We start from the raw sequence: 21,515 nt of genomic DNA, 5'->3' as shown, positions 1-21,515 counted from the left end.
GATGGAGAGTCAACCCAAGGCCGGCACGACAAGAACCCGTCGACCCGACTCGCGCTGTCGCAACCGCTGCAGATAGGCCACCAGTACCGGAAACTCGGCCAGCAGCCGCTCAGCACCGGGCAGGCCTGCAAGATAGTCCAGCATGGGCGCCGCGATTGCGTCGGCGATGCTGAACGTATCGCCAACCAGGAAGGTATGCCCATCCAATTCCGCTTCGAGGAGCGCCAGCATGCGCACTACCTCCGGTTCGGCGTCTCGCACCCGCTCCATGCGCACGCTACCGTTTTCGCCCTTGGGAAAGGCGTACTCCAGCAGGTAGCGGCGCACCAGTGCATGATCGACATAGATCGACAGCGCCTGGCTCCACTGATCCACACGCGCACGCTGCCAGGCCTCCACAGGCAGCAAGGCAGGCCCGTCGAAGACGGCATCGAGATAGCGACAGATGGCCGTCGTCTCGAACAAGTGGCGCTCGCCATGCTGCAGTATCGGCACCTTGGCGAATGGGTGCAGAGCAAGGTGCTGGTCCCCACCGAAGTCGAGCGGCTCGCCCTCGAGATCGAAACCCAGGGTATAGGGTATGCCCTTCTCCTCACAGCACAGCTGCACGCTGCGCACGAAGTTGCTGTACTGCGGCCCCACGAGATGCACGCTTGTGCTCATGTCGCTCTCCGATCGATGGGTCAACGGAACGTACCGTTACCCTAACGCTCGCCACCATATGTTCAAGGACATATAGTAACGGGAGACTGCCCCGAGACAGCGATGAGGAGTTCTCATGCCCTGGAACGAAGACCACAAGTCACAGACTCGTGTGCGCATCCTGGAAGCCGCGGCGCGAAGCTTCACCCGTCACGGCTTCGACGGCGCCAGTATCGATGACATCATGCGTCAGGCGGGGCTAACCCGCGGCGCTTTCTATGCCCATTTCGACTCGAAGGGTGAACTCTATGCCAGGGCGTTGCGCTATGCCGCCCGGGAAGGCGTCGCCAGGGTTGGACTGGAGTCTGACCCAAGGGCCCGCATGGCGCTGTACCTCAGCGAGACTCACCTGCGTAGCGAAGGCCTGCTTTGCCCGCTGGCCTGCCTGGTCAGCGACGTTGCCCAGCAGGACGAGCAGGTACGCGATACTTACACGCGCTTGCTGGAGGGTTTCATCGCCTTCTATGCCGGTCAGCCTGACCCGAACAGCCCGGCCCGGCGTCAGGCATTGCAGCAGGCGGTGACGATGATCGGCGGCATGGCCATCGCTCGCACCCTTACCGACCCGGCGCTTGCCGATGAACTGCTCGAGGCCTGTCGTGAGCTGGCCGCCTCGCTGCTGCCGGAGCAGGCATCGTGGTCCATGCCCACCGATGCCTGACATACCGGACAATGACGAAGCCCATCTAGAAGTGGGCCAACCTGTTGGTCGATGATGAGTCACGCTCGAGGCAAGGCGGCTCAGTGCGATGCCATGGCGATGCAGGCTTCGGCGCAGCGGTGGCACGCCTCGGCGCACTGCTGGCAGTGGTCGGTCTCATGCTTGGCACATTCGTCACCGCAGGCCTTGCAGACATCGGCACAGAGCCGGCAGAGCTGGTTGGCGTACTCGCTGCCCTGGGCCATGAAGGAGGCGGCCAGCCGGCAGATCTGCGCACACTGCATATCCAGGCGGATGCACTCCGCCATCATCTTGACGTCATCCTCCTGCAAGCATGAAGTCGCGCAGCGGTCGCAGTAGGCGGCACAGACATGGCAGGCTTCGATGCACGACTTGTAGTGACCAAAATCCATCTCGTTCACTCCTATGGTCGTTTGCTGGAACTCGAAGGCGCGCTGTCACAGTGGCGCCTCGAGTACCCAAAAGCTAGCCAAGGGCCCCCGTCCCCACAAGCGACGCTACATAACATCACCGACCATACGACGAACGCCGCCCACAGGGCGGCGTTCGAGAAGTTGATCAACGGCGACAATCGTCCAGGCAGTCTCCCGCCACCCTGGCGACAATGTCGCCGCTAGCGGTCCTGTCAGTAGCGGTAGGCGTCCGGCTTGTAGGGCCCCTCCATCGGAACCCCGGTGTACTCCGCCTGCTGCTCGGTCATGCGCGTGAGCACGCCGCCAAAGCCCTCGACCATGTAGCGGGCGACTTCCTCGTCGAGATGGCGCGGCAGCACGGTCACCGCCAGGCCGCCCTGCTTCTCGGCCGGAGGCAGGTCGGCAAAGCGCTGCTGGTAGAGATGGATCTGCGCCAGCACCTGGTTGGCGAAGGAGCCGTCCATGACCCGCGACGGATGGCCGGTGGCGTTGCCCAGGTTAACCAGGCGCCCTTCGGAAAGCAGCAGCAGGTAGTTGCTGCTGGCGGGATCGAAGTCACCCGGCGTGCTGTCGCGATAGACCTTGTGCACCTGGGGTTTGACTTCCTCCCAGTGCCAGTGGCGACGCATGAAAGCGGTGTCGATCTCGTTGTCGAAGTGACCGATGTTGCACACCACCGCGCCGGGCTTGAGCGCCTCGAGCATGGCGGCATCGCAGGCCTCGATATTACCGGTGCAGGTCACTACCAGGTCGATGCGCGCGAGCAACGACCGATCGACGCTCTCCTTGCCGCGGTTGAGGCCATCGAAGTAGGGCGACACCACTTCATAGCCGTCCATGCACGCCTGCATGGCACAGATCGGGTCGATCTCGGCGACCTTGACGATCATGCCCTCCTGACGCAGCGAGGCCGCCGAGCCCTTGCCCACGTCGCCGTAGCCCATCACCAGCGCCTGCTTGCCCGCCAGCAGGTGGTCGAGGCCACGCTTGATGGCATCGTTGAGCGAATGGCGGCAGCCGTACTTGTTGTCGTTCTTCGACTTGGTCACGGCGTCGTTGACATTGATTGCCGGCACCCGCAGGGTGCTGTCGCGCAGCATCTCCTGCAGGCGATGCACGCCTGTGGTGGTCTCCTCGGAAATCCCGTGGATGGCATCGAGCAGCTCGGGGCGCTTGTCGTGAAGCAGTGCGGTGAGGTCGCCGCCGTCATCGAGCACCATGTTGGGCGTCCAGCCGTCGGGCCCTTCCACGGTCTGCTCGATGCACCACCAGAACTCCTCCTCCGTCTCACCCTTCCAGGCGAACACCGGTATGCCGGCGGCGGCGATGGCAGCTGCGGCGTGATCCTGAGTCGAGAAGATGTTGCACGACGACCAGCGCACCGAGGCGCCGAGGTCGATCAAGGTCTCGATCAGCACCGCCGTCTGGATCGTCATGTGGATACAGCCGGCGATGCGCGCACCGGCCAGCGGCTGCTCATCGCGGTACTTGGCGCGTATCTTCATCAGCGCCGGCATCTCGGTCTCGGCGATGCGAATCTCCCGCCGTCCCCAGTCGGCCAAGGAAAGATCGGCAACCTTGTGGTCCTGCGTGGCGGCGTTGGCACTTGCCATGGCTGTCATCGTCATACTCCATTCCGGGGAATGGGCGCCGTTGCGTCTGCGATGTCCCTGTCCGAGCCTCGCGCCGAGTCGTCATACCCGTGCGCTGCAGCGCCCCTCGGACAGCAGCAACAGGAATCGGCTCACACGGAGTCGACTCCTGAGAGTTCACTACAGCGGAGGCGTTTTTTCAATCCGAACGATTCAGCGGAGCGGGAGAACAGCGAGAGAAAAAAGAGGCGGCCCGCAGGCCGCCTCTCTCATGGATGACATCAGCAGGTTAGGAATTGGTCTCTTCGTCGGCCATCTCGTCGCCGGCCTCCTCTAGCTCGTCGGTCGCTTCCTCGGTCTCCTCGGCGGCTTCGTCTTGAGCCTCCTCGGCTTCCGCTGCAACCTCGTCACCAGCCTGTTCGGTCTCCTGAGCCATTTCGTCGGCGGCTTCCTCGGTTTCCTGCATCGCCTCGTCACCGGCCTGCTCGGCTTCCGCAGCCGCCTCTGAGGTCTCTTCGGCAATCGCGTCGCCCGCCTGTTCGGCTTCCTCGGCTAGCTCATCGCCGGCCTGCTCCAGATCGTCACCGGCCTCTTCCAACTCATCGCCGACGTCGCCGGAATCTTCCTGCTCGGTGACTGGCTCTTCGGTCATCTCGGTATCGGCAGCCTCATCATCATCCCCGCAGCCGGCCAACAGCGCACCTGCCAGGATGAGCGACGCGATCAAGGTAACCTTGCGCTTTTCCATGCTACTTCCTCCTATATTTCTGCGATTGACAGCCACTGTGCTTTTTCAGGGTAGCTGGGTTGTGGCTGGCACAACAAGCGTCCCCGACGCCCAGATGCCGTCTCTACCACGCGCATGAGCGAGACGGCGCGAGACACGCGAGCATGCGGCTTGTCGTGCTACAGCCCCGCCGCCTGACGCAGCGCCGCGGCGCGGTCGGTGCGCTCCCAGGGAAAGGCGGTGAACGTCTCGGTATGCTCCTGGCCGTTGGTGTCCGTCCAGCTGTAGCTGGCCTCGAACGGTTCGCGGCCGAAGTGGCCGTAGGCCGCCGTGAGCTGGTACATGGGGTGGAGCAGATCGAGCATGCGGGTGATGGCGAAGGGACGCAGGTCGAAGTGCTCGCGCACCAGTTCGATGATGCGCGCCTCGTCCACCTTGCCGGTGCCGAAGGTATTGATCGACACCGAGGTGGGCTCGGCCACACCGATGGCATAGGAGACCTGGATCTCGCACTTGTCGGCAAGCCCGGCGGCCACGACGTTCTTGGCCACGTAGCGGCCGGCATAAGCGGCACTGCGATCGACCTTGGAAGGATCCTTGCCGGAGAAGGCGCCGCCGCCGTGGCGCGCCATGCCGCCGTAGGTATCGACGATGATTTTGCGCCCGGTCAGGCCGCAGTCGCCCACCGGGCCGCCGATGACGAACTTGCCGGTAGGGTTGATATGGAACTTGGTCGACTCGGAGAGCCACTCGGCGGGGATCACCTCCTCGATGATCTCGCGCCTGACCATCCGCCGCAGCTCCTCCTGGTCGATTTCAGGGGCGTGTTGGGTCGACAGCACCACCGCCTCGACGCCGCAGGGCTGGCCCGCCTCGTCGTAGCGGAAGGTTATCTGGCTCTTGGCATCCGGGCGCAGCCACGGCAGCAGGCCGTGCTTGCGCAGCTCGGCCTGGCGTTCCACCAGGCGATGCGCGTAGTGGATCGGCGCCGGCATGAACGAGTCGGTCTCGTTGGTGGCGTAGCCGAACATCAGGCCCTGGTCGCCTGCGCCCTGATCCTCGGGCTTGCTGCGATCGACACCTTGGGCAATATCCACGCTCTGCTTGCCGATCAGGTTGAGCACGCCGCAGGTCTCGCCGTCGAAACCGACCTCCGAGGAGGTATAGCCGATATCGATGATCACCTGGCGTACGAGCTCCTCCAGATCAACCCAAGCAGTCGTGCTGATCTCGCCAGCGACGATCGCCACGCCGGTCTTGACCAGCGTCTCGCAGGCCACTCGAGCGTGCTTGTCGCGCGCAATGATGGCGTCCAGCACCGCATCGGAGATCTGGTCGGCAATCTTGTCCGGATGCCCTTCGGATACGGATTCGGAGGTGAACAGGGAGTATTCGCTCATGCGTGTCGACCCTTCTGTGTATCGGCAAAGCGCAGCGGTGCCACCGAACGGAAACGGCGGCCCTCGAGCTGCATGCGCTCCGGCTTCCTGCCTGATAGGCATGCAGCGCCATGGGGTCCCGAGTTTACATGCTGCCACCCGGGGAGGCACCCGTCATTTGATGCACGGCGGCAAGTCGGCGACAATAGGCGGCCGAATTCGACCGCGCCGTACCTTCCTGCGGCGCCCAGCCAGAACGCTACCGGCAGGCCCGGCAGGCCGCCGTTGACTTGCCCCATTCTGCCGCAGGCGAGGAGCTAACCCAACATGCCATCCCGTTTCGAACTGGCCAATGCCATTCGCGCCCTGTCCATGGATGCCGTACAGAAGGCCAAGTCCGGCCATCCCGGCGCCCCGATGGGCATGGCAGACATCGCCGAAGTGCTGTGGAACGACTACCTCAAGCACAACCCCAACGACCCGAAATGGCCCGACCGCGACCGCTTCGTGCTGTCCAACGGCCACGGCTCGATGCTGCTCTACTCCCTGCTGCACCTGACCGGCTACGAGCTGGAACTCGAGCAGCTGCGCAACTTCCGCCAGCTGCACGCCAAGACCGCCGGCCACCCCGAGTTCGGCTACGCGCCGGGCATCGAGACCACCACCGGCCCGCTGGGCCAAGGCCTGGCCAATGCCGTGGGTATGGCCATCGCGGAGAAGACCCTGGCGGCCCAGTTCAACCGCCCCGGCCACACCATCGTCGATCACCAAACCTACTGCTTCGCCGGCGACGGTTGCATGATGGAGGGCATCTCCCATGAGGTGAGCTCGCTGGCCGGCACCCTGGGGCTGGGCAAGCTCACGGTGTTCTACGACGACAACGGCATCTCCATCGACGGCGAGGTCGAGGGCTGGTTCACCGACGACACCGCCAAGCGCTTCGAAGCTTACGGCTGGCACGTGGTGCCCAACGTCGATGGCCACGACCCCGAGCAGATCAAGGCGGCCATCGAACTGGCGCGCAGCCATGAAGAGAAGCCGAGCCTGATTATCTGCAAGACCATCATCGGCTTCGGCGCGCCCAACAAACAAGGCAAGGAAGAGTGTCACGGCGCACCGCTGGGCGACGAAGAAGTTGCCGCCGCACGCAAGCAGCTCGACTGGCCGCACGCGCCGTTCCATGTGCCCGAGCCGATCTACCAGGCCTGGGATGCCCGCGAGCAGGGCAAGACCCAGCAGGACGACTGGCAGGCGCGCTTCGCCCGTTATCGCGACGAACATCCGGAACTCGCCCGAGAATTCTCCCGCCGCACCCAGTGCCAGCTGCCGGCGGAGATCACCAGCGAGGCGTTCATCGAAAAGATGCAGGAGCAAGGCGAGACCATCGCCACGCGCAAGGCCTCGCTGCTATGCCTCAACGAACTCGGCCCGCAGCTGCCCGAGCTGCTTGGCGGCAGCGCCGACCTCGCCCCCTCCAACCTCACCTTCTGGAGCGGCGCCAAGCCGATCTCGCGGGAGAATCCGAGCGGCAACTACCTGCACTACGGCGTGCGTGAGTTCGGCATGGGCGCGATCATGAACGGCATCGTGCTGCACGGCGGCTTCATCCCCTACGGCGCCACCTTCCTGATCTTCATGGAGTACATGCGCAATTCGGTGCGCATGGCGGCGCTGATGGGCAAGCGTGCCATCTATGTGTTCACCCACGACTCCATCGGCCTGGGCGAGGACGGCCCCACCCACCAGCCGGTCGAGCAGCTGACCAATCTGCGCACCACGCCCAACCTGTGCACCTGGCGCCCCTGCGACGCGGTCGAGACCGCCGCCGCCTGGGATGCCGCGATCAAGCGCAACTCCGGCCCCACCGCGCTGGTGCTGTCGCGCCAGAACCTGCCCCACCAGGAGCGCAGCAAGCAGCAGCTGGCCGAGATCCAGCGCGGTGCCTACGTGCTCAAGGACAGTGAAGGCACCCCCGAGCTGATCCTGATCGCCACCGGTTCCGAGGTCGGCCTGGCGATGGATGCCGCCGCCGAACTGGAGAACCAAGGCCGCGCGGTGCGCGTGGTCTCGATGCCCTCGGCCTACCGCTTCGACGGCCAGGACGCCGAGTACCGCGAGAAAGTGCTGCCGCACGCGGTGACCAAGCGTATCGCCATCGAAGCCGGCCACGCCGACTACTGGTACAAGTACGTGGGTCTCGACGGTCGCGTGATCGGCATGACCACTTACGGCGAGTCGGCCCCGGCGGGCGACCTGTTCAAGCACTTCGGCTTCACCAAGGAGAATGTGCTCGAAAAGGCCAAGGAGTTGCTGGGCTAACTACCCGACCCAGCACTGAGCGGCATGGAAGAAGGGCACGACCTCACGGTCGTGCCCTTCTGCTTTGGCGGGTATGCCCGATGACGTTCAGGCCACCGTCACGCTCTTGTCGAGATAGACGTCCTGAATGGCCTGGAGCAGCTCGACGCCCTCGGTCATGGGCTTCTGGAACGCCTTGCGCCCCGAGATCAGGCCCATGCCGCCGGCACGCTTGTTGATTACCGCGGTGCGCACCGCCTCGCCCATGTCCGAATGGCCCTTGGAGCCACCGCCGGAGTTGATCAGTCCGGCGCGGCCCATGTAGCAGCACGCCACCTGGTAGCGAGCCAGGTCGATGGGATGCTCGGAGGTCAACTCGCTGTAGACCTTGGCGTGAGTGTGACCGAAGCCGATGTCCTGGTAGCCGCCGTTGGTCTCGGGCAGCTTCTGTTTGACGATGTCGGCCTTGATGGTCGAGGCGAGGTGGTTGGCCTGGCCGGTGAGGTCGGCCGCCACGTGGTAGTCCTTGCCCTCGTGCTTGAATGCGGGATTGCGCAGGTAGGCCCACAGTACCGTGGCCATGCCGAGCTGGTGCGCCCGCTCGAAGGCTTCGCTGATCTCCATGATCTGGCGGCGGCTCTCGGGCGAGCCGAAGTAGATGGTGGCACCCACCGCCACGCAGCCCATGTCGTGAGCCTGCTCCACCTCCGCGAACAGGGTCTGGTCGTACATCGCCGGATAGCTCAGCGTCTCGTTGTGGTTGAGCTTGAGCATCATCGGGATGCGATGGGCGTAGCGGCGCGCCACGGAAGAGAGCACGCCCAGGGTGGAGGCCACGCCGTTGCAGCCACCCTCGATGGCCAGCTCGACGATGTTGGCCGGGTCGAAGTAGCGTGGGTTGGGGGCGAAGGAGGCCCCGGCGGAGTGCTCGATGCCCTGGTCCACCGGCAGCAGGCTGAGGTAGCCGGTGCCCGCCAGCCGGCCGTGGTCGAACAGCGCCTGCAGGCTGCGCATCACCGCCGGGCTGCGGTCGCTGTCGGCCACCACACGGCTGACGAAGTCGGGCCCGGGCAGGTGCAGCTGTTCGCGGGGAAAGCCACGGCAGCGGTGATCGAGCAGGTAGTCGGCGTCGTCACCGAGCAGTTGGGGTATGTCGGTCATGTCTTCCTCTCCATGGTGTCGTGAATCGCTATTCCCAGCGTAGTGAAAACCGTACCGAGCGTGTGCCCTGCTTGCAAACGGAAGCGCCCTTCCCGTACGGGAAGGGCGCCAGTCGGGCTTCGCTCAGGCCGCCCTGACCTCGATACGGCGGCGCTGGTGCGATGGCTTCTTGGGTAGCCGCAAATGCAGCACGCCCTTGTCGATGCGCGCCTCGATGGCGTCACCATCGATCTCGTGGCTGAGCGTGAAGCGGCGTGCGAATCGCTGAGCCCGGACTTCGGCATAGATGGCCGTCATGCCCTCGGGCATCTCCAGGCGAATCTCACCTTCCAGGCTCAGCATGTTGTTGTCCACCTCGATGCTCAGCGACTCCGGTGTGACCCCGGGAAGGTCGGCTACCAGGTGCAGGGCGTTACCCTCCTCGTAAATGTCGACCGGTGGCTGCAGCGCCCGATCACGCTCGCCGCGGGAGTCTTCGCCCCCCTGTACACGGGGCTGACGGTTCGATTGCTGCCGAGTGATCTCGTTCATTGCCGTTCACCTCCTTCTGCTCGACATCATGCCGACTGGATCTCGATACGCCTCGGCTTGAGCTCCTCACGCTTGGGCAGCGTGATCTCGAACACGCCGTTGCGCCAGCGCGCCTCGGCCCGGTCGGCATCGAGCCCTTCGGGCAGGGCAATGGAGCGAGTGAAGCTTCCGCCTGCGCGCTCGCGACGGAAATAGGGACGCCGCGCATCGCCCTCCGTCTCGTCGGTGGCGACCTTGCGTTCCCCCTGCACGGTCAGGACATTGTCCTGAAGGCTGAGTTCTAGATCGCCTGCCGCAAGGCCTGCGGCAAAGACGTAGACCCGCACCGCATCGTCGGTGCGTCCGATATTGATCATCGGGAATGTACCGCGCGGTACCGCACGGATATCGGTCGCCCCAGGCTCCGGGAATACCTCGTCCAGCCATTCCCGGAACCAGTCCACACTCCAGGGAGACCCGGTATCGAAACGCCTGAGATCTCCGAACATGACGAACACCTCCTACGCTTTTCATCACCAGGAAACGGGATGCCGAATTCGGCAACCACACCGGCCGACGACGTCCCGTAAAGAACAAATAGGGGCAAGCGGCGGGCTTTCAAGGCCCCGCGACACGCATCCGCGAGCCGGGACGTCGCGCCGCTTTTGCGGTAGAATCCCCGCTTTCCGTTCGAGGAGAGCCAGGCAAGCATGGCCCAGCGCATCGCCATCAATGGATACGGTCGAATCGGTCAGTGTGTATTGCGCGCACTGGTCGAGCGCCAGCGCGAACGGGCCGCGGCACCGCCGAGCGCCCCCTCCCTGGAAGTCGTGGCGATCAACGAGCTCTCCGACCTGGACACCATCGCCTACCTGACCCGTTACGACACCACCCACGGCCGCTTCCCCGGACGGGTCGGCACGACCGACGGTCGTCTGATCGTCGACGACCGCTCCATCACGGTGCTGAACGAGTCCGACCCGGCTCGCCTGCCCTGGGCCGAGCTCGGCATCGACCTGGTGCTGGAGTGCTCGGGCAGCTTCAAGGATCGCGCCACCGCCGAGCGTCACCTCGCCGCGGGCGCCGGGCGCCTGCTGTTTTCCCAGCCCGCCGAGAGCGACGTCGACGCCACAATCGTGTGCGGCATCAACGACGACGAACTGGCCGCCGAACAGCGTATCGTCTCGGCGGCCTCGTGCACCACCAACTGCCTGGTACCTGTACTCACCGTGCTCGACGAAGCCCTGGGCATCGAACACGGCGTGACCACCACCGTGCACTCGGCAATGAACGACCAGCCGGTGATCGACGCCTACCACCAGACCGATCTGCGCCTGACGCGCTCGGCTATGCACTCCATCGTCCCCGTCGACACCAGCCTCGCCCGCGGCATCAACCGCCTGATGCCGCACCTGGCCGGGCGCTTCGAGTGCCTGCACATGCGCGTGCCGACGATCAACGTCTCGGCCATGGACATGGCGATCTGCGTGCGCCGCGACACCTCGGCCGCCGAGGTCAACGCCCTGCTGCGCGAGGCCAGTGCCGGCCCGCTATCCGGGCTGCTCGGCTACAGCGAGGAGCCCACGGCCTCGGTCGACTTCAACCACGATCCCCGCTCGGGTATCGTTGACGCCACTCAGACCCGGGTGGCGGGAAACCGCCTGATCAAGCTGCTGTGCTGGTTCGACAACGAGTGGGGCTTCGCCAACCGCATGCTCGACGTCGCCCAGCGCATGGCGGCGCTTCCCGCGGTGCCCCGGCTTCGAATTCCCCATCAAGGAAAGGAAGACGCCTGATGAACGTGCTCAAGATGACCGACCTCGACCTGCGCGGCAAGCGCGTGCTGATCCGCGAGGACCTGAACGTACCCGTCAAGCACGGCAAGGTAACCAGCGACGCTCGCCTGCGGGCCAGCCTGCCGACCATCCAGGCGGCCATGGAGGCCGGCGGCAAGGTGATGCTGATGAGCCATCTGGGCCGCCCCACCGAAGGCGAACCGGCCGAGGAGTTCTCGCTGGCCCCGGTGGCCGAGCGCCTCGGCGAGCTGCTCGGCCGCCCGGTGCGGCTGGTCGAGGAGTACCTCGACAGCGCCCAGGATCTGGCCGACGGAGAAGTGGTGCTGCTCGAGAACGTGCGCTTCAACCAGGGCGAGAAGAAAGACGACGAGACCCTCGCACAGCAGTACGCCGCGTTGTGCGACATCTTCGTCATGGACGCCTTCGGCACCGCCCACCGCGCCCAGGCCTCGACCCACGGCGTGGCGCGTTTCGCCCCGCAGGCCTGCGCTGGCCCGCTGCTCGCCGCCGAGCTCGATGCGCTGGAGAAGGCATTGGCCACGCCCAAGCGGCCGATGGTCGCCATCGTCGGCGGCTCCAAGGTCTCGACCAAGCTCGAGGTACTCAACGCCCTCTCCGACAAGTGCGACCAGCTCATCGTCGGCGGCGGCATCGCCAACACCTTCATCGCCGCGGCCGGCCACAACGTCGGCAAGTCGCTGCATGAAGCCGACCTGGTCGACCAGGCCAAGGCGCTGATGGCCAAGGTCGAGATCCCGCTGCCCACCGACGTGGTGGTGGCCACCGAGTTCTCCGAATCGGCCGAAGCCGTGGTCAAGCCGGTCGACCAGGTAGGCGACGACGAGATGATCCTCGACATCGGCCCCGACACTGCCGGGCGCCTCGCCGGGCTGCTCAAGGACGCCGGCACCATCCTGTGGAACGGCCCGGTGGGCGTGTTCGAGATCGACCAGTTCGGCAAGGGAACCGAGGCGCTGTCGCAGGCCATCGCCGAAAGCAACGGTTTCTCCATCGCCGGCGGCGGCGATACCCTGGCCGCCATCGACAAGTACGGGATCGAAGAACGGGTCTCCTACATCTCCACCGGCGGCGGCGCCTTCCTCGAATACGTCGAGGGCAAAGTGCTGCCCGCCGTCAAAGCCCTGGAAGACGCCGCAGCCCGCTGACCCAACCCTTGCCGCCCGGCACTACCGGGCGGCGCCCCACTGCCCCCAGACAGATCGAAAGAGAACAGGTGAGTCAATGGCACTGATCAGCATGCGCCAGATGCTGGACCACGCCGCCGAGCGCGGCTACGGCATTCCGGCATTCAACGTCAACAACCTCGAGCAGATGCGCGCCATCATGGAAGCGGCCGACGCCACCGATTCCCCGGTGATCGTCCAGGCCTCCGCCGGTGCGCGCAAGTACGCTGGCGCCCCCTTCCTTCGCCATCTCATCCTGGCCGCGGTGGAGGAATTCCCCCACATCCCGGTGGTAATGCATCAGGACCACGGTACCTCGCCGGCGGTGTGCCAGCGCTCTATCCAGCTCGGCTTCTCCTCGGTGATGATGGACGGCTCGCTGGGTGAGGACGGCAAGACGCCGATGGACTACGACTACAACGTCGACGTCACCCGCCGCACCGTCGAGATGGCCCACGCCTGTGGCGTCTCGGTGGAGGGCGAATTGGGCTGCCTGGGCAGCCTGGAGACCGGCATGGCCGGTGAAGAGGACGGCATCGGCGCCGAAGGCGTGCTTTCCCACGATCAGCTGCTGACCGACCCGGAAGAGGCCGCCGAGTTCGTCAAGGCAACCCAGGTCGACGCCCTGGCCATCGCCATCGGCACCAGCCACGGCGCCTACAAATTCACCAAGCCGCCCACCGGCGATACCCTGTCGATCCAGCGCATCAAGGAGATCCATGCGCGCATCCCCGATACCCACCTGGTGATGCACGGCTCCTCCTCGGTACCCCAGGAGTGGCTGGCCGTCATCAACGAGTTCGGCGGCGAGATCCCCGAGACCTACGGCGTGCCGGTCGAGGAGATCGTCGAGGGCATCAAGCATGGCGTGCGCAAGGTCAACATCGACACCGACCTGCGCCTGGCCTCCACCGGCGCGGTGCGTCGCTTCCTGGCCAAGAACCCCGGCGAGTTCGATCCGCGCAAGTACCTCAAGGAAACCGTGACCGCCATGCGCGACGTCTGCATTGCCCGCTACGAGGCCTTCGGCACCGCCGGCAACGCCAGCCGCATCAAGCCGATCAGCCTCGAGGCGATGTTCGAGCGCTACGCCCGCGGCGAGCTGGATCCCAAGGTGAAGTAATCCTCTCGCTTGCAGCACGAGACGGGCGGCCAAGAGTCGCCCTTCTCTTTCTCCGCACAGCCCCTCGTTTATCCGCACCGCCTGACATTCCCTTTCCGCTTTGCGTTCCACCGTTGTGCACAAGCCTTGTCCCCGCGCCTCGTGCGATCTAGTATGGGAACGTTCCCATTCGAGACGTCACATGTCTGCACCCACCTCTCGGCATCCCACTATCCTCGAAGTGGCACGCGAGGCCGGCGCCTCCAAGACCAGCGTGTCGCGCTACTTCGGCGGCGAGCGCGAGCGGCTCTCGCCGGCGCTGCGCCAGCGTATCGGCGAGGCCGCACGCAAGCTCGGCTATCGCCCCAACCAGATCGCCCGCGGCCTCAAGGGCGGCCGCTCGCGGCTGCTCGGTATGCTGGTGGCCGACATTCGCAACTCCTATTCGGTGGCGGTGATGCATGGCGTCGAGCAGGCCTGCCGTGAGCAAGGCTATTCGCTATTGGTGGCCAATACCGGCAACGACCCGGCACAGGAGCGCACCCATCTCTCTCTGCTCGCCTCCTACCGGGTCGAGGGGTTGATGATCAACGCCGCCGGCCAACCCACCCGCGAACTTCAAGCCATGGCCGCACAGGGCCTGCCGCTGGTCCTGGTCGATCGCTGGCTCGAGGAGCTCGAAGCGGACAGGGTCGGCCTCGACAATGCGCTCGCCGTCGATATGGCCATCGATCACCTGAGTGCCCAAGGCTACCGCCACCTACTGTTTCTCAGCGAACCGGTAGGCCTAGCCAGCCCACGCCAGCAGCGCTGGCAGCGTTTCGAGCAGCGCCTGTCCGAAGAGCCGGCACTTGACGGCGAACGCCACGATCCGGCCCTCGACGGCAGCGCGGTCGGGGCACTCCTCAAAGCGTTCCTCGCCCGCGCCGGTCGTCCCGCTGCAGTGCTGTGCGCCAACGGCAACGTGACCTTGGCCGCCACTCGCGCCCTCCAGGCGCTGGGTCTAAGCCTGGGCGAGGTCGGCCTGCTGGGTATCGACGAGCTCGACTGGTGTAGCCTCGTGCCGCCCGGCATCACCACCCTGGCCCAACCCACCGAGACCATCGGCCGCGCCGCCGTGCAGCAGTTACTGGCCCGACTCGACGATGGCGGTGCCGCCCTGCCGCCACGCCACACGCTGTTTTCCCCGACACTGATCGCCCGCGGCTCGACTCGCCTGCCCGCCACCGACAACGACAAGGAGACGCCATGAAAGACGCCAAGCTCGCACCAGAAATTCTCGCCTTCGGCGAAGCCATGGCCCTGTTCGTGGCCGAGACACCCGGCGCGATGGAGGAGGTGGAGTGCTTTCGCCGTGGCATCGCCGGGGCCGACACCAACGTCGCCATCGGCCTGGCCCGGCTCGGCTTCCGAGTCGGCTGGCTGAGTCGCGTCGGCGAGGATGGCTTCGGCCGCTATATTCGCACCACGCTAGAAGCCGAAGGGCTCGACTGCCGCCACCTGATCACGGACAACGACCATGCCACGGGCCTGGTGTTCAAGGAGCGCGCCGAGGGCGGCGCCGACCCTCGGGTGGCGTACTTCCGCCGTGGCAGTGCGGCCAGCCACCTGGCACCTGAAGATGCTGCCCGGGTGGACTTCGCCGCCGCCCGCCACCTGCATGCCACCGGTATCCCTCCGGCGCTCTCCCACAGCTGTCGCGAGTTGACCCAGGCCATGCTCGAACGCGCCCGATCGCAGGACGCGAGCATTTCCTTCGACCCCAACCTGCGCCCCAGCCTGTGGCCCAGCGAAAGCGCAATGCGCGACACGCTGAACGCGCTGGCGGCGAAGGCCGACTGGGTGTTGCCGGGCCTGGCAGAAGGTCGCCTGCTGACCGGGCTCGACACGCCGCGCGATATTGCCGCCTTCTATCTCGAGCGTGGCGCCAGGGCAGTGTTCCTCAAGCTGGGACCCGAGGGTGCCTATTACCGTGGCGTGCTGGGAGGCCGCGAAGCGGAAGCCACGGTCGCCGGCTTCCCGGTCGAGCGCGTGGTGGATACCGTGGGCGCCGGCGACGGCTTTGCAGTGGGCGTAATCAGCGCCCTGCTCGATGGCCTCTCTCCACAGGCCGCCGCACGCCGCGGCAACTTGGTCGGCGCCCAGGCCGTGCAGGTGCAGGGCGACATGGAGGGCCTGCCCAGCCGCGCGCGCCTGACCGAACTCGAGCGCCATCTGCCAGACTTGCCGTAACCGAGCCGCCAACACCGGAGCGAGACAATGACAAAACGCATCGTCGCCTACAGCCGCCTCAAGCCGACACACCTCGACCAGCTCAGGCAGCGCTTTCATGTCGACTACTTCGAAGCGCTGAAGAGCACCGACGACCCAGGCTTTCGCCAAGCGTTGAGCCAGGCCCACGGCATCGTCGGCTCGAGCCTTCCCATCACGCCCGACTTGCTCGACGCAGCGCCGCAGCTGGAGGCCATTGCCAGCATCTCGGTGGGCTACGACAACTACCCTGTCGACGAACTGACCCGGCGCGGCATCCTACTGTGCAATACCCCCGACGTGCTCACAGAGACCACCGCCGACACCGGTTTTCTGCTGATCATGGCCACGGCCAGGCGCGCCATCGAGCTGGCCGAATTCATCAAGCGCGGTGACTGGCAAGAAAGCATCGGCGAAGCCCACTTCGGCAGTGACGTGCACGGCAAGACGCTGGGCATGATCGGACTGGGACGTATCGGCGCCGCCGTGGCCCGCCGCGGCGCCCTGGGCTTCGGCATGCAAGTACACTACGCCTTCGCCTCACCCAAGCCCGAGCTGGAGCGTGAACTGGGCGCAGTGCGCTGCGAACTGGACGAACTGCTGGCGCAGAGCGACTTCGTCTGCGTAACCGTGCCGCTCTCGGCCGAGACGACCCACCTGATTGGCAGGCGCGAGTTCGGCCTGATGAAGCGCTCAGCGATCTTCGTCAACATCGCTCGCGGCAAAGTGGTCGACGAGGCGGCACTGATCGGTGCGCTGGAGAGCGGCGAGATTCGCGCCGCCGGCCTCGACGTGTTCGAGCAGGAACCGCTCTCGCCGGAGTCGCCGCTGCCGCACATGCCCAATGTCGTAGCGCTGCCACACATCGGCTCGGCCACCCACGAGACCCGTGACGCCATGGCCCAGCGTGCAGTAGACAACATTACGCTCGCGCTCGAAGGTCAGCGGCCGATCAGCCTGGTCAACGAGGAGGCCTTGCAGGCGCGGCGCTGAGCAACTTCGTTGCATCGCAGCATAAACTGACCAAGACTAGGAAGGGAATCAATGAGGAACCGCCTAGCCGACAAGGAGTCATGATGTCATTTTTCCACTCGCCGCTTATCCCAACCACGCCCACTGCCATGTTCGACGTTTGGAAGCTGGGTGTCATGACATTCGAGCTGTGGACCACTTCGTTCAACACTATCGCCATGCGCCATGGCCTGTGGCAGACCCAGTCGCCCACCAGCGCCAGGATGCTCAAGGAGAACCAGCGCATGGTGACCGAGAAGCTCGAGGCCGGCATGGAGACCGGGCTCGTCTGGCAAAAGGCCATGCTTGGCATGATGTTCGGCCAGACGACCCCTTGGTGGGTGACGAGCCGGCGCTCCATGACGCCCTACCATCGCCGTAGCAGCGCAAATTCGCGGCGGCTCTCCCGCCATCACTGAGTTTGCCCCTTTCCCGCCTCGCTACCTAAAGTGAAAAGAACACCCTGACAAGGAGACGTCATATGAAGCCTAGCGCACTGGCAGGCAGCCTGGTGACCGCTGCCGTCTTGATCGGACCGGCCCTTGCCGGGCCGGAAACCACCGAGACCGGTGGCAACGAGAGTCCCATGACGGTCGAGGGCATGGACCCCGAGGAGTCGGAGCAGCAGCTCGAAGCCAGATCGACGCCCGAGGGCCGGGCTCGCCTCGAGGTTGCCGAGACGGAGCCCTTCGGCCGCTACCTGACCAATCAGGACGGCAAGAGCCTGTACGTATTCATGCAGGACGAGCAGGGCGGGGGCTACAGCACCTGTGACGAGACCTGCGCCATCGCCTGGCCGCCTTACACGACCACGGACTCACCAAACGCCGGCGACGACATCGATGCCGAGCGGCTGGATACCTTCGAGCGCGAGGATGGCTCAGCGCAGGTCACTTACGACGGCTGGCCGCTCTATTACTTCGCGCGTGACGTCTACCCCGGCGATGCCCTGGGCCAAGGCCTCGACCACCTGGGTGGCCACTGGTATCTGATCTCACCCGAGGGCGAGGTCATCGAAACGGATGTGCAGAAACAGGCCGAACCGGTTGAGCCCGAACCTTGACCCCAGAGAGCCAGCGTCACCGAGCCACAAGGGCCTGATAATTGACCATCGCTTTGTTGTCGAAAGCCAACCTTGGGCAGGCACACATAAAACCGCCCCCAGCGTGAGCCGGGGGCGGGTCCGAGGTGGTTGATGGAATCAACCTCAGGTGACGTCGCCATCCTCCTTGATGGCGACCACCCATCCTTGGGTATCAGCGATTACCAATCCTGGTCGTCATCCTGATCCTCTTCCTCTTCGTTCTCTTCTTACCAGTCGTCGTTGGCAGCATCGCCCTCGACTTCAGCGCCAGCATCGGTGCCCAGGCCGCTGTCGCCGGTCTCGGCGCCGGCTTCGATACCGGTATCGGCGCCTGCACCTGCTGAGGTACCGGTATCATCGGTCCCCATGGCGGCACCATCGCTTGTGCCTGTCCCGGTAGTCATTCCGGTATCGGCACCTGCGTCAGCCTCGGTACCGGCATCGGTGCCCAGACCGCTGTCACCCGTCTCGGCGCCGGCCTCGATGCCGGTATCGGCGTCGGTTTCCGCACCGGTGCCGGTATCATCCGTACCCATGAATTCATCATCCGTTGCCGTCTCCTGCGACACGGCACCCTGCTTGTCCTCTTCGTCATGAAAATCGGCAAGAGCCAGCGGGCTGGCGGTCAGGCCAAACGTGATACCGACGATGCCGAGTTTCTTGAGAAATTCCTTGGACATCATGTTCGCACCTCCAGAGGAGTTGAACGTGAGTTTCCTTGAAGCCGAGGCTTCGCGGTTCATACCGGTAAGAAAATGTGCGCCTGAGCGCCAGGGTCTTGACCGGATGTCGTGCTCACTCTGAAGGTAGCATCGGTCGGGCCAACAAACCAAAATTTCAGAAAAAATCAAATATAACAGTAGGTTGAAAACATCAGGAGATGCCATGGCGTGCCCTGGGATGGGGCTGGTCGGTGGTAATATCTGACACATGGGTCTGATCGAGCCAACCTCGCCTGCTCTCAAGGGGAGCCTTTGGATGCTCATGCAGCGGAGGCTGTTCGTTGCAGACTTGAATACGCTGCGCTTAGAGGCAATACTTAGAAAACAGCGTTCGCAAACATGCGGTCCCTAAACTTCACGGTCCGCATGCCGATACAAGAGGTACGGTGCTCGACAGTCACAGACTGCGAAGGAAGATCGGTATGATTCGCCCCCTATGCCTACTTTTCGATTGTGATGGCACGTTGGTCGACAGCGAGCCCCTGCTGGCCGCGGAAATGGCTGCCAGCCTGACCCGGCTGGGGCTACCCTTCCAGGCGAGTGACTACATCGGCGAATTCCGCGGCAGTCGTTTTCGCAATATCGTGGCAGTGCTCGAGGACCGCTATGGCAGCGTCGACCCACTGCACCTGGCCGAGACCGAGACGGAGATGCGCAGCAATCTGAACCGTCGGCTCGAAAGCGAACTGTCACCGATCACGGGGGCTCGCGAAGCACTTCTGGCGCTCTCCAACTACCCGTGTGGTGTGGTGTCCAATGGCCCCGAGAACAAGATTGTCACCTCCCTGAAGGCCATCGGTTTTTCCGATTTCTTCGGGACGAATCTGTACAGCGGCTATACCGCCAAGTGCTGGAAGCCCGACCCCCGCCTCTACCTGCACGCTGCCCAACTGATGGGCTTCGAGGCCGAGGACTGCATTGCCATCGATGACGCCTTGGTAGGAGTCAGGGCTGCCCTCGACGCTGGGATGACGGTGATCCACCTGAACCGCTACCCCGACGCCGAGGAAACCCCGGAAGGGGCAATCATGATCAGCAGCATGTACCAGCTTCCTACGGTGATAGAGAATCTGGCGCACGCCAGGGCCATGGACAGCCGGCAAGTTGCCCACGCCCGCTGAGGCGGTGAATTCTCGCTTTTCCCGTCGCCATATCGGCTTATCCCGCCGCGGCAGCAATGCTGCGTAGGCACGCGCTCCCCTCGGGCGTTATCATCACGGTAATCCTCGACCGATCTACCCAACGCCAGGAGCTTACATGGCTTCACTGCAAGACCAACTGCGCGGCCTGGTCTATTCCACCGAACATGGCGACATCTGTCCCGACTGCCGCCAGCCTCAACAGGAGTGTCGCTGTGCCGAGCTGGTCGACCAGGCGCGCATCGCGGCACTCGACGGTATCGTGCGCATTCGGCGCGAGACGAGCGGCCGCAAGGGCAAGGGGGTAACCACCATCACCGGCCTGCCGCTGGCCAGTGCCGAGCTCAAGGCGCTGGCCAAGACACTCAAGAAGCGTTGCGGAACCGGTGGCTCGGTGCATGCCGGCGTCATCGAGATCCAGGGCGACCACCGCGAGCTGCTCAAGGCCGAGCTCGAGCGCCTGGGGCATACCGTCAAGCTCGCAGGGGGCTGAGAGAAGGAGAAGATATGCCGTATCACCGCAACGACTTGCCGCGCTGGGTGCGACTGGGCGCCGCCGTGCTGACGCTGATGGCACTGGCCGGCTGCGCCGGCAGCCCCGATTTCGTCGAACTCGACACGCGCATCGAACCTCCGGTCGGGCTGGTGCCCACCCAGGATGCCGAATTGCGGGTGCAGCTGAAGGATGCCAGCGGCCCCCTGGCGGAAACCCGTTCCACTCCGAGCGGGAACGGGCCCTGGCCGGTCACGCTGCGCTTCGACCGCCGCGCGCTCGAGCAAGCCCGCTCGCCACGCCTGACCGCCGAGCTGCGCCAGCAGGGCAGCCTGACCCATGTCACTGCCGAGCCGGTGCCGATCTCGGCTGCCGACACTGGCCCGCTCAGCCTGCCGCTCGATCCCCGCCCGTGAGATTGGCGGCCACCGCCGCGAGCACCACCCCCACCGGGGCCTCGAGCTTGAGGGCGTAGAGCGCATCGGCACGCGTACGCCCCAGATTGAGGCAGGCGGTCGGCTTGCCGGCAGCACTGGCTCGACGCGCAAATCGATAGCCGGAATAGACCATCAGCGACGAGCCCACCACCAGTAAGGCCTCGGCCTCGTCGACCATCGCCTGAGCCCGTAAGACCCGCTCCCGCGGTACGCTGTCGCCGAAGAACACCACGTCCGGCTTCCAGATGCCTTGGCCACAGCGTCGGCAGCCGGGCACCTCGAAAGAGGAGAAGTCGGTTTCCAGGCTGGCATCGCCATCTGGACGCGCCTCAGCCTGCACACCCTGCCACTCGGGATTGCGCTCGGCCAGCTCCGCGTGCAGGTCATGGCGCATGCGCAGAGCACCACAGCCCATGCAGCGCACCTGCTCGGCGCGCCCATGCAGGTCGATCACACGCCGGGAGCCGGCTTTCTGGTGCAGGCCGTCCACATTCTGGGTGATGACACCATGGACGACCCCGGCTCGTTCCAGCGCCGCCAGGGCGCGATGGGCATCCCCGGGGCGCGCCTGATGCAGGGCGCGAAACCCCACCAGCGCGCGCGCCCAGTAGCGCTGTCGCGCGGCATGGCTGGTCATGAACTGCCGGTGCTGCATGGGCGGAGCGCACTTCCAGGCGCCCGATGCATCACGATAGTCGGGGATGCCGCTCTCGGTGCTGACCCCGGCGCCGGTCAGCACGGCCAGGCGCGAATGGCCGGCCACGAACTCCCCCAATCGCTCTACCGCTTCTGTCACGGCGGGCTGTCGTGTATCGTTCATCGTCTATCCGTCA

23 protein-coding genes and 1 riboswitch are annotated in these 21,515 nt (G+C 65.0%); of the genes, 13 read left to right on the top strand and 10 right to left on the bottom strand.

Translation table 11 applies throughout. The annotated features are described in order from the left end of the window. Positions 1-9 precede the first annotated feature (9 nt). Entirely contained in the window at positions 10-663 is a 654-nt protein-coding gene (locus KPL81_RS16975; protein ID WP_219793180.1) for a glutathione S-transferase family protein, read from the bottom strand. A gap of 115 nt (positions 664-778) precedes the next feature. Between KPL81_RS16975 and KPL81_RS16970 the strand changes: the two genes are divergently transcribed. Further along, the gene (locus tag KPL81_RS16970) at positions 779-1,363 is read left to right on the top strand and encodes a TetR/AcrR family transcriptional regulator (RefSeq protein WP_219793179.1); all 585 of its coding nucleotides are present in this window, start codon (positions 779-781) and stop codon (positions 1,361-1,363) included. Between the two features lie 80 nt (positions 1,364-1,443). Here KPL81_RS16970 and KPL81_RS16965 read toward each other — a convergent pair whose 3' ends face one another. From KPL81_RS16965 to metK, 4 genes are all read right to left on the bottom strand, one after another. Further along, positions 1,444-1,776 (bottom strand): four-helix bundle copper-binding protein, encoded by a 333-nt coding sequence (locus KPL81_RS16965; protein ID WP_209475747.1) that lies wholly within the window; start codon positions 1,774-1,776, stop codon positions 1,444-1,446. 233 nt (positions 1,777-2,009) lie between these two features. Continuing rightward, positions 2,010-3,419, bottom strand: a complete 1,410-nt coding sequence (ahcY, locus tag KPL81_RS16960) for an adenosylhomocysteinase (protein WP_219793178.1) — start codon at positions 3,417-3,419, stop codon at positions 2,010-2,012. 16 nt (positions 3,420-3,435) lie between these two features. Next, a riboswitch (S-adenosyl-L-homocysteine riboswitch) is annotated at positions 3,436-3,524 on the bottom strand. 154 nt (positions 3,525-3,678) lie between these two features. Further along, positions 3,679-4,137, bottom strand: coding sequence for a hypothetical protein (locus tag KPL81_RS16955; protein WP_219793177.1), 459 nt, complete (start codon positions 4,135-4,137; stop codon positions 3,679-3,681). 158 nt (positions 4,138-4,295) lie between these two features. Further along, positions 4,296-5,516, bottom strand: a complete 1,221-nt coding sequence (metK, locus tag KPL81_RS16950) for a methionine adenosyltransferase (protein WP_209475741.1) — start codon at positions 5,514-5,516, stop codon at positions 4,296-4,298. 306 nt (positions 5,517-5,822) lie between these two features. Here metK and tkt point away from each other — a divergent pair, with 306 nt between their 5' ends. Continuing rightward, complete coding sequence (tkt, locus tag KPL81_RS16945; RefSeq protein WP_219793176.1) at positions 5,823-7,814, top strand: transketolase; 1,992 nt, start codon at positions 5,823-5,825, stop codon at positions 7,812-7,814. An 87-nt stretch (positions 7,815-7,901) separates the two neighbouring features. On the opposite strand, the gene KPL81_RS16940 is transcribed toward tkt, so the two are convergent. The 3 genes from KPL81_RS16940 to KPL81_RS16930 all read right to left on the bottom strand — a co-directional run bounded on the left by KPL81_RS16940 (position 7,902) and on the right by KPL81_RS16930 (position 9,973). Then, positions 7,902-8,954, bottom strand: a complete 1,053-nt coding sequence (locus tag KPL81_RS16940) for a class I fructose-bisphosphate aldolase (protein WP_209475738.1) — start codon at positions 8,952-8,954, stop codon at positions 7,902-7,904. Between the two features lie 123 nt (positions 8,955-9,077). After that, positions 9,078-9,485 carry an Hsp20/alpha crystallin family protein gene (locus KPL81_RS16935; RefSeq protein WP_219793175.1) on the bottom strand — a complete coding sequence of 136 codons (408 nt, stop codon included), beginning with the start codon at positions 9,483-9,485 and terminating at the stop codon, positions 9,078-9,080. A gap of 26 nt (positions 9,486-9,511) precedes the next feature. Then, complete coding sequence (locus KPL81_RS16930; RefSeq protein ID WP_209475736.1) at positions 9,512-9,973, bottom strand: Hsp20/alpha crystallin family protein; 462 nt, start codon at positions 9,971-9,973, stop codon at positions 9,512-9,514. A gap of 201 nt (positions 9,974-10,174) precedes the next feature. On the opposite strand from KPL81_RS16930, the gene KPL81_RS16925 reads away from it, so the two are divergent. The 8 genes from KPL81_RS16925 to KPL81_RS16890 all read left to right on the top strand — a co-directional run bounded on the left by KPL81_RS16925 (position 10,175) and on the right by KPL81_RS16890 (position 17,870). After that, on the top strand, positions 10,175-11,260 hold the full coding sequence (locus KPL81_RS16925) for a type I glyceraldehyde-3-phosphate dehydrogenase (RefSeq protein ID WP_219793174.1): 1,086 nt from the start codon (positions 10,175-10,177) through the stop codon (positions 11,258-11,260). Further along, complete coding sequence (locus tag KPL81_RS16920; protein ID WP_219793173.1) at positions 11,260-12,426, top strand: phosphoglycerate kinase; 1,167 nt, start codon at positions 11,260-11,262, stop codon at positions 12,424-12,426. The genes KPL81_RS16925 and KPL81_RS16920 overlap by 1 nt, the downstream gene beginning before the upstream one ends. Positions 12,427-12,502: 76 nt before the next feature. Beyond that, the gene (fba, locus tag KPL81_RS16915) at positions 12,503-13,567 is read left to right on the top strand and encodes a class II fructose-bisphosphate aldolase (protein WP_209475733.1); all 1,065 of its coding nucleotides are present in this window, start codon (positions 12,503-12,505) and stop codon (positions 13,565-13,567) included. Positions 13,568-13,748: 181 nt separating this feature from the next. After that, positions 13,749-14,798, top strand: a complete 1,050-nt coding sequence (locus tag KPL81_RS16910; RefSeq protein ID WP_219793172.1) for a LacI family DNA-binding transcriptional regulator — start codon at positions 13,749-13,751, stop codon at positions 14,796-14,798. Beyond that, the gene (locus tag KPL81_RS16905; protein WP_219793171.1) at positions 14,795-15,778 is read left to right on the top strand and encodes a sugar kinase; all 984 of its coding nucleotides are present in this window, start codon (positions 14,795-14,797) and stop codon (positions 15,776-15,778) included. The genes KPL81_RS16910 and KPL81_RS16905 overlap by 4 nt, the downstream gene beginning before the upstream one ends. Before the next feature lie 27 nt (positions 15,779-15,805). After that, on the top strand, positions 15,806-16,789 hold the full coding sequence (locus KPL81_RS16900; protein ID WP_219793170.1) for a 2-hydroxyacid dehydrogenase: 984 nt from the start codon (positions 15,806-15,808) through the stop codon (positions 16,787-16,789). A gap of 155 nt (positions 16,790-16,944) precedes the next feature. Beyond that, positions 16,945-17,226 (top strand): hypothetical protein, encoded by a 282-nt coding sequence (locus tag KPL81_RS16895; protein ID WP_338035635.1) that lies wholly within the window; start codon positions 16,945-16,947, stop codon positions 17,224-17,226. Between the two features lie 62 nt (positions 17,227-17,288). Continuing rightward, the gene (locus KPL81_RS16890; protein WP_219793169.1) at positions 17,289-17,870 is read left to right on the top strand and encodes a COG4315 family predicted lipoprotein; all 582 of its coding nucleotides are present in this window, start codon (positions 17,289-17,291) and stop codon (positions 17,868-17,870) included. Between the two features lie 248 nt (positions 17,871-18,118). Here the strand turns inward: KPL81_RS16890 and KPL81_RS16885 are convergent, their stop codons facing one another. Continuing rightward, on the bottom strand, positions 18,119-18,574 hold the full coding sequence (locus KPL81_RS16885; protein WP_219793210.1) for a hypothetical protein: 456 nt from the start codon (positions 18,572-18,574) through the stop codon (positions 18,119-18,121). 461 nt (positions 18,575-19,035) lie between these two features. Between KPL81_RS16885 and KPL81_RS16880 the strand changes: the two genes are divergently transcribed. From KPL81_RS16880 to KPL81_RS16870, 3 genes are all read left to right on the top strand, one after another. Beyond that, positions 19,036-19,734 carry an HAD family hydrolase gene (locus tag KPL81_RS16880; protein ID WP_209475728.1) on the top strand — a complete coding sequence of 233 codons (699 nt, stop codon included), beginning with the start codon at positions 19,036-19,038 and terminating at the stop codon, positions 19,732-19,734. A gap of 136 nt (positions 19,735-19,870) precedes the next feature. After that, positions 19,871-20,245, top strand: coding sequence for a translation initiation factor Sui1 (locus KPL81_RS16875; RefSeq protein WP_219793168.1), 375 nt, complete (start codon positions 19,871-19,873; stop codon positions 20,243-20,245). Between the two features lie 14 nt (positions 20,246-20,259). Continuing rightward, complete coding sequence (locus KPL81_RS16870) at positions 20,260-20,661, top strand: YbaY family lipoprotein (protein WP_219793167.1); 402 nt, start codon at positions 20,260-20,262, stop codon at positions 20,659-20,661. On the opposite strand, the gene KPL81_RS16865 is transcribed toward KPL81_RS16870, so the two are convergent. Further along, on the bottom strand, positions 20,633-21,502 hold the full coding sequence (locus KPL81_RS16865) for an NAD-dependent protein deacetylase (RefSeq protein WP_219793166.1): 870 nt from the start codon (positions 21,500-21,502) through the stop codon (positions 20,633-20,635). The genes KPL81_RS16870 and KPL81_RS16865 overlap by 29 nt on opposite strands. Positions 21,503-21,515 lie beyond the last annotated feature (13 nt).

Source organism: Billgrantia antri (genome assembly GCF_019430905.1).
GTDB classification, from domain to species: domain Bacteria; phylum Pseudomonadota; class Gammaproteobacteria; order Pseudomonadales; family Halomonadaceae; genus Halomonas; species Halomonas antri.
This window is presented reverse-complemented; position numbering and strand designations above follow the sequence as displayed.

Excerpts from the sequence above, each read along its gene's own strand:
- KPL81_RS16975 (WP_219793180.1), bottom strand. The coding sequence starts at position 663 with ATGAGCACAAGCGTGCATCTCGTGGGGCCGCAGTACAGCAACTTCGTG.
- KPL81_RS16970 (WP_219793179.1), top strand. The coding sequence starts at position 779 with ATGCCCTGGAACGAAGACCACAAGTCACAGACTCGTGTGCGCATCCTG.
- KPL81_RS16965 (WP_209475747.1), bottom strand. The coding sequence starts at position 1,776 with ATGGATTTTGGTCACTACAAGTCGTGCATCGAAGCCTGCCATGTCTGT.
- ahcY (WP_219793178.1), bottom strand. The coding sequence starts at position 3,419 with ATGACAGCCATGGCAAGTGCCAACGCCGCCACGCAGGACCACAAGGTT.
- KPL81_RS16955 (WP_219793177.1), bottom strand. The coding sequence starts at position 4,137 with ATGGAAAAGCGCAAGGTTACCTTGATCGCGTCGCTCATCCTGGCAGGT.
- metK (WP_209475741.1), bottom strand. The coding sequence starts at position 5,516 with ATGAGCGAATACTCCCTGTTCACCTCCGAATCCGTATCCGAAGGGCAT.
- tkt (WP_219793176.1), top strand. The coding sequence starts at position 5,823 with ATGCCATCCCGTTTCGAACTGGCCAATGCCATTCGCGCCCTGTCCATG.
- KPL81_RS16940 (WP_209475738.1), bottom strand. The coding sequence starts at position 8,954 with ATGACCGACATACCCCAACTGCTCGGTGACGACGCCGACTACCTGCTC.
- KPL81_RS16935 (WP_219793175.1), bottom strand. The coding sequence starts at position 9,485 with ATGAACGAGATCACTCGGCAGCAATCGAACCGTCAGCCCCGTGTACAG.
- KPL81_RS16930 (WP_209475736.1), bottom strand. The coding sequence starts at position 9,973 with ATGTTCGGAGATCTCAGGCGTTTCGATACCGGGTCTCCCTGGAGTGTG.
- KPL81_RS16925 (WP_219793174.1), top strand. The coding sequence starts at position 10,175 with ATGGCCCAGCGCATCGCCATCAATGGATACGGTCGAATCGGTCAGTGT.
- KPL81_RS16920 (WP_219793173.1), top strand. The coding sequence starts at position 11,260 with ATGAACGTGCTCAAGATGACCGACCTCGACCTGCGCGGCAAGCGCGTG.
- fba (WP_209475733.1), top strand. The coding sequence starts at position 12,503 with ATGGCACTGATCAGCATGCGCCAGATGCTGGACCACGCCGCCGAGCGC.
- KPL81_RS16910 (WP_219793172.1), top strand. The coding sequence starts at position 13,749 with ATGTCTGCACCCACCTCTCGGCATCCCACTATCCTCGAAGTGGCACGC.
- KPL81_RS16905 (WP_219793171.1), top strand. The coding sequence starts at position 14,795 with ATGAAAGACGCCAAGCTCGCACCAGAAATTCTCGCCTTCGGCGAAGCC.
- KPL81_RS16900 (WP_219793170.1), top strand. The coding sequence starts at position 15,806 with ATGACAAAACGCATCGTCGCCTACAGCCGCCTCAAGCCGACACACCTC.
- KPL81_RS16895 (WP_338035635.1), top strand. The coding sequence starts at position 16,945 with ATGACATTCGAGCTGTGGACCACTTCGTTCAACACTATCGCCATGCGC.
- KPL81_RS16890 (WP_219793169.1), top strand. The coding sequence starts at position 17,289 with ATGAAGCCTAGCGCACTGGCAGGCAGCCTGGTGACCGCTGCCGTCTTG.
- KPL81_RS16885 (WP_219793210.1), bottom strand. The coding sequence starts at position 18,574 with ATGATGTCCAAGGAATTTCTCAAGAAACTCGGCATCGTCGGTATCACG.
- KPL81_RS16880 (WP_209475728.1), top strand. The coding sequence starts at position 19,036 with ATGATTCGCCCCCTATGCCTACTTTTCGATTGTGATGGCACGTTGGTC.
- KPL81_RS16875 (WP_219793168.1), top strand. The coding sequence starts at position 19,871 with ATGGCTTCACTGCAAGACCAACTGCGCGGCCTGGTCTATTCCACCGAA.
- KPL81_RS16870 (WP_219793167.1), top strand. The coding sequence starts at position 20,260 with ATGCCGTATCACCGCAACGACTTGCCGCGCTGGGTGCGACTGGGCGCC.
- KPL81_RS16865 (WP_219793166.1), bottom strand. The coding sequence starts at position 21,502 with ATGAACGATACACGACAGCCCGCCGTGACAGAAGCGGTAGAGCGATTG.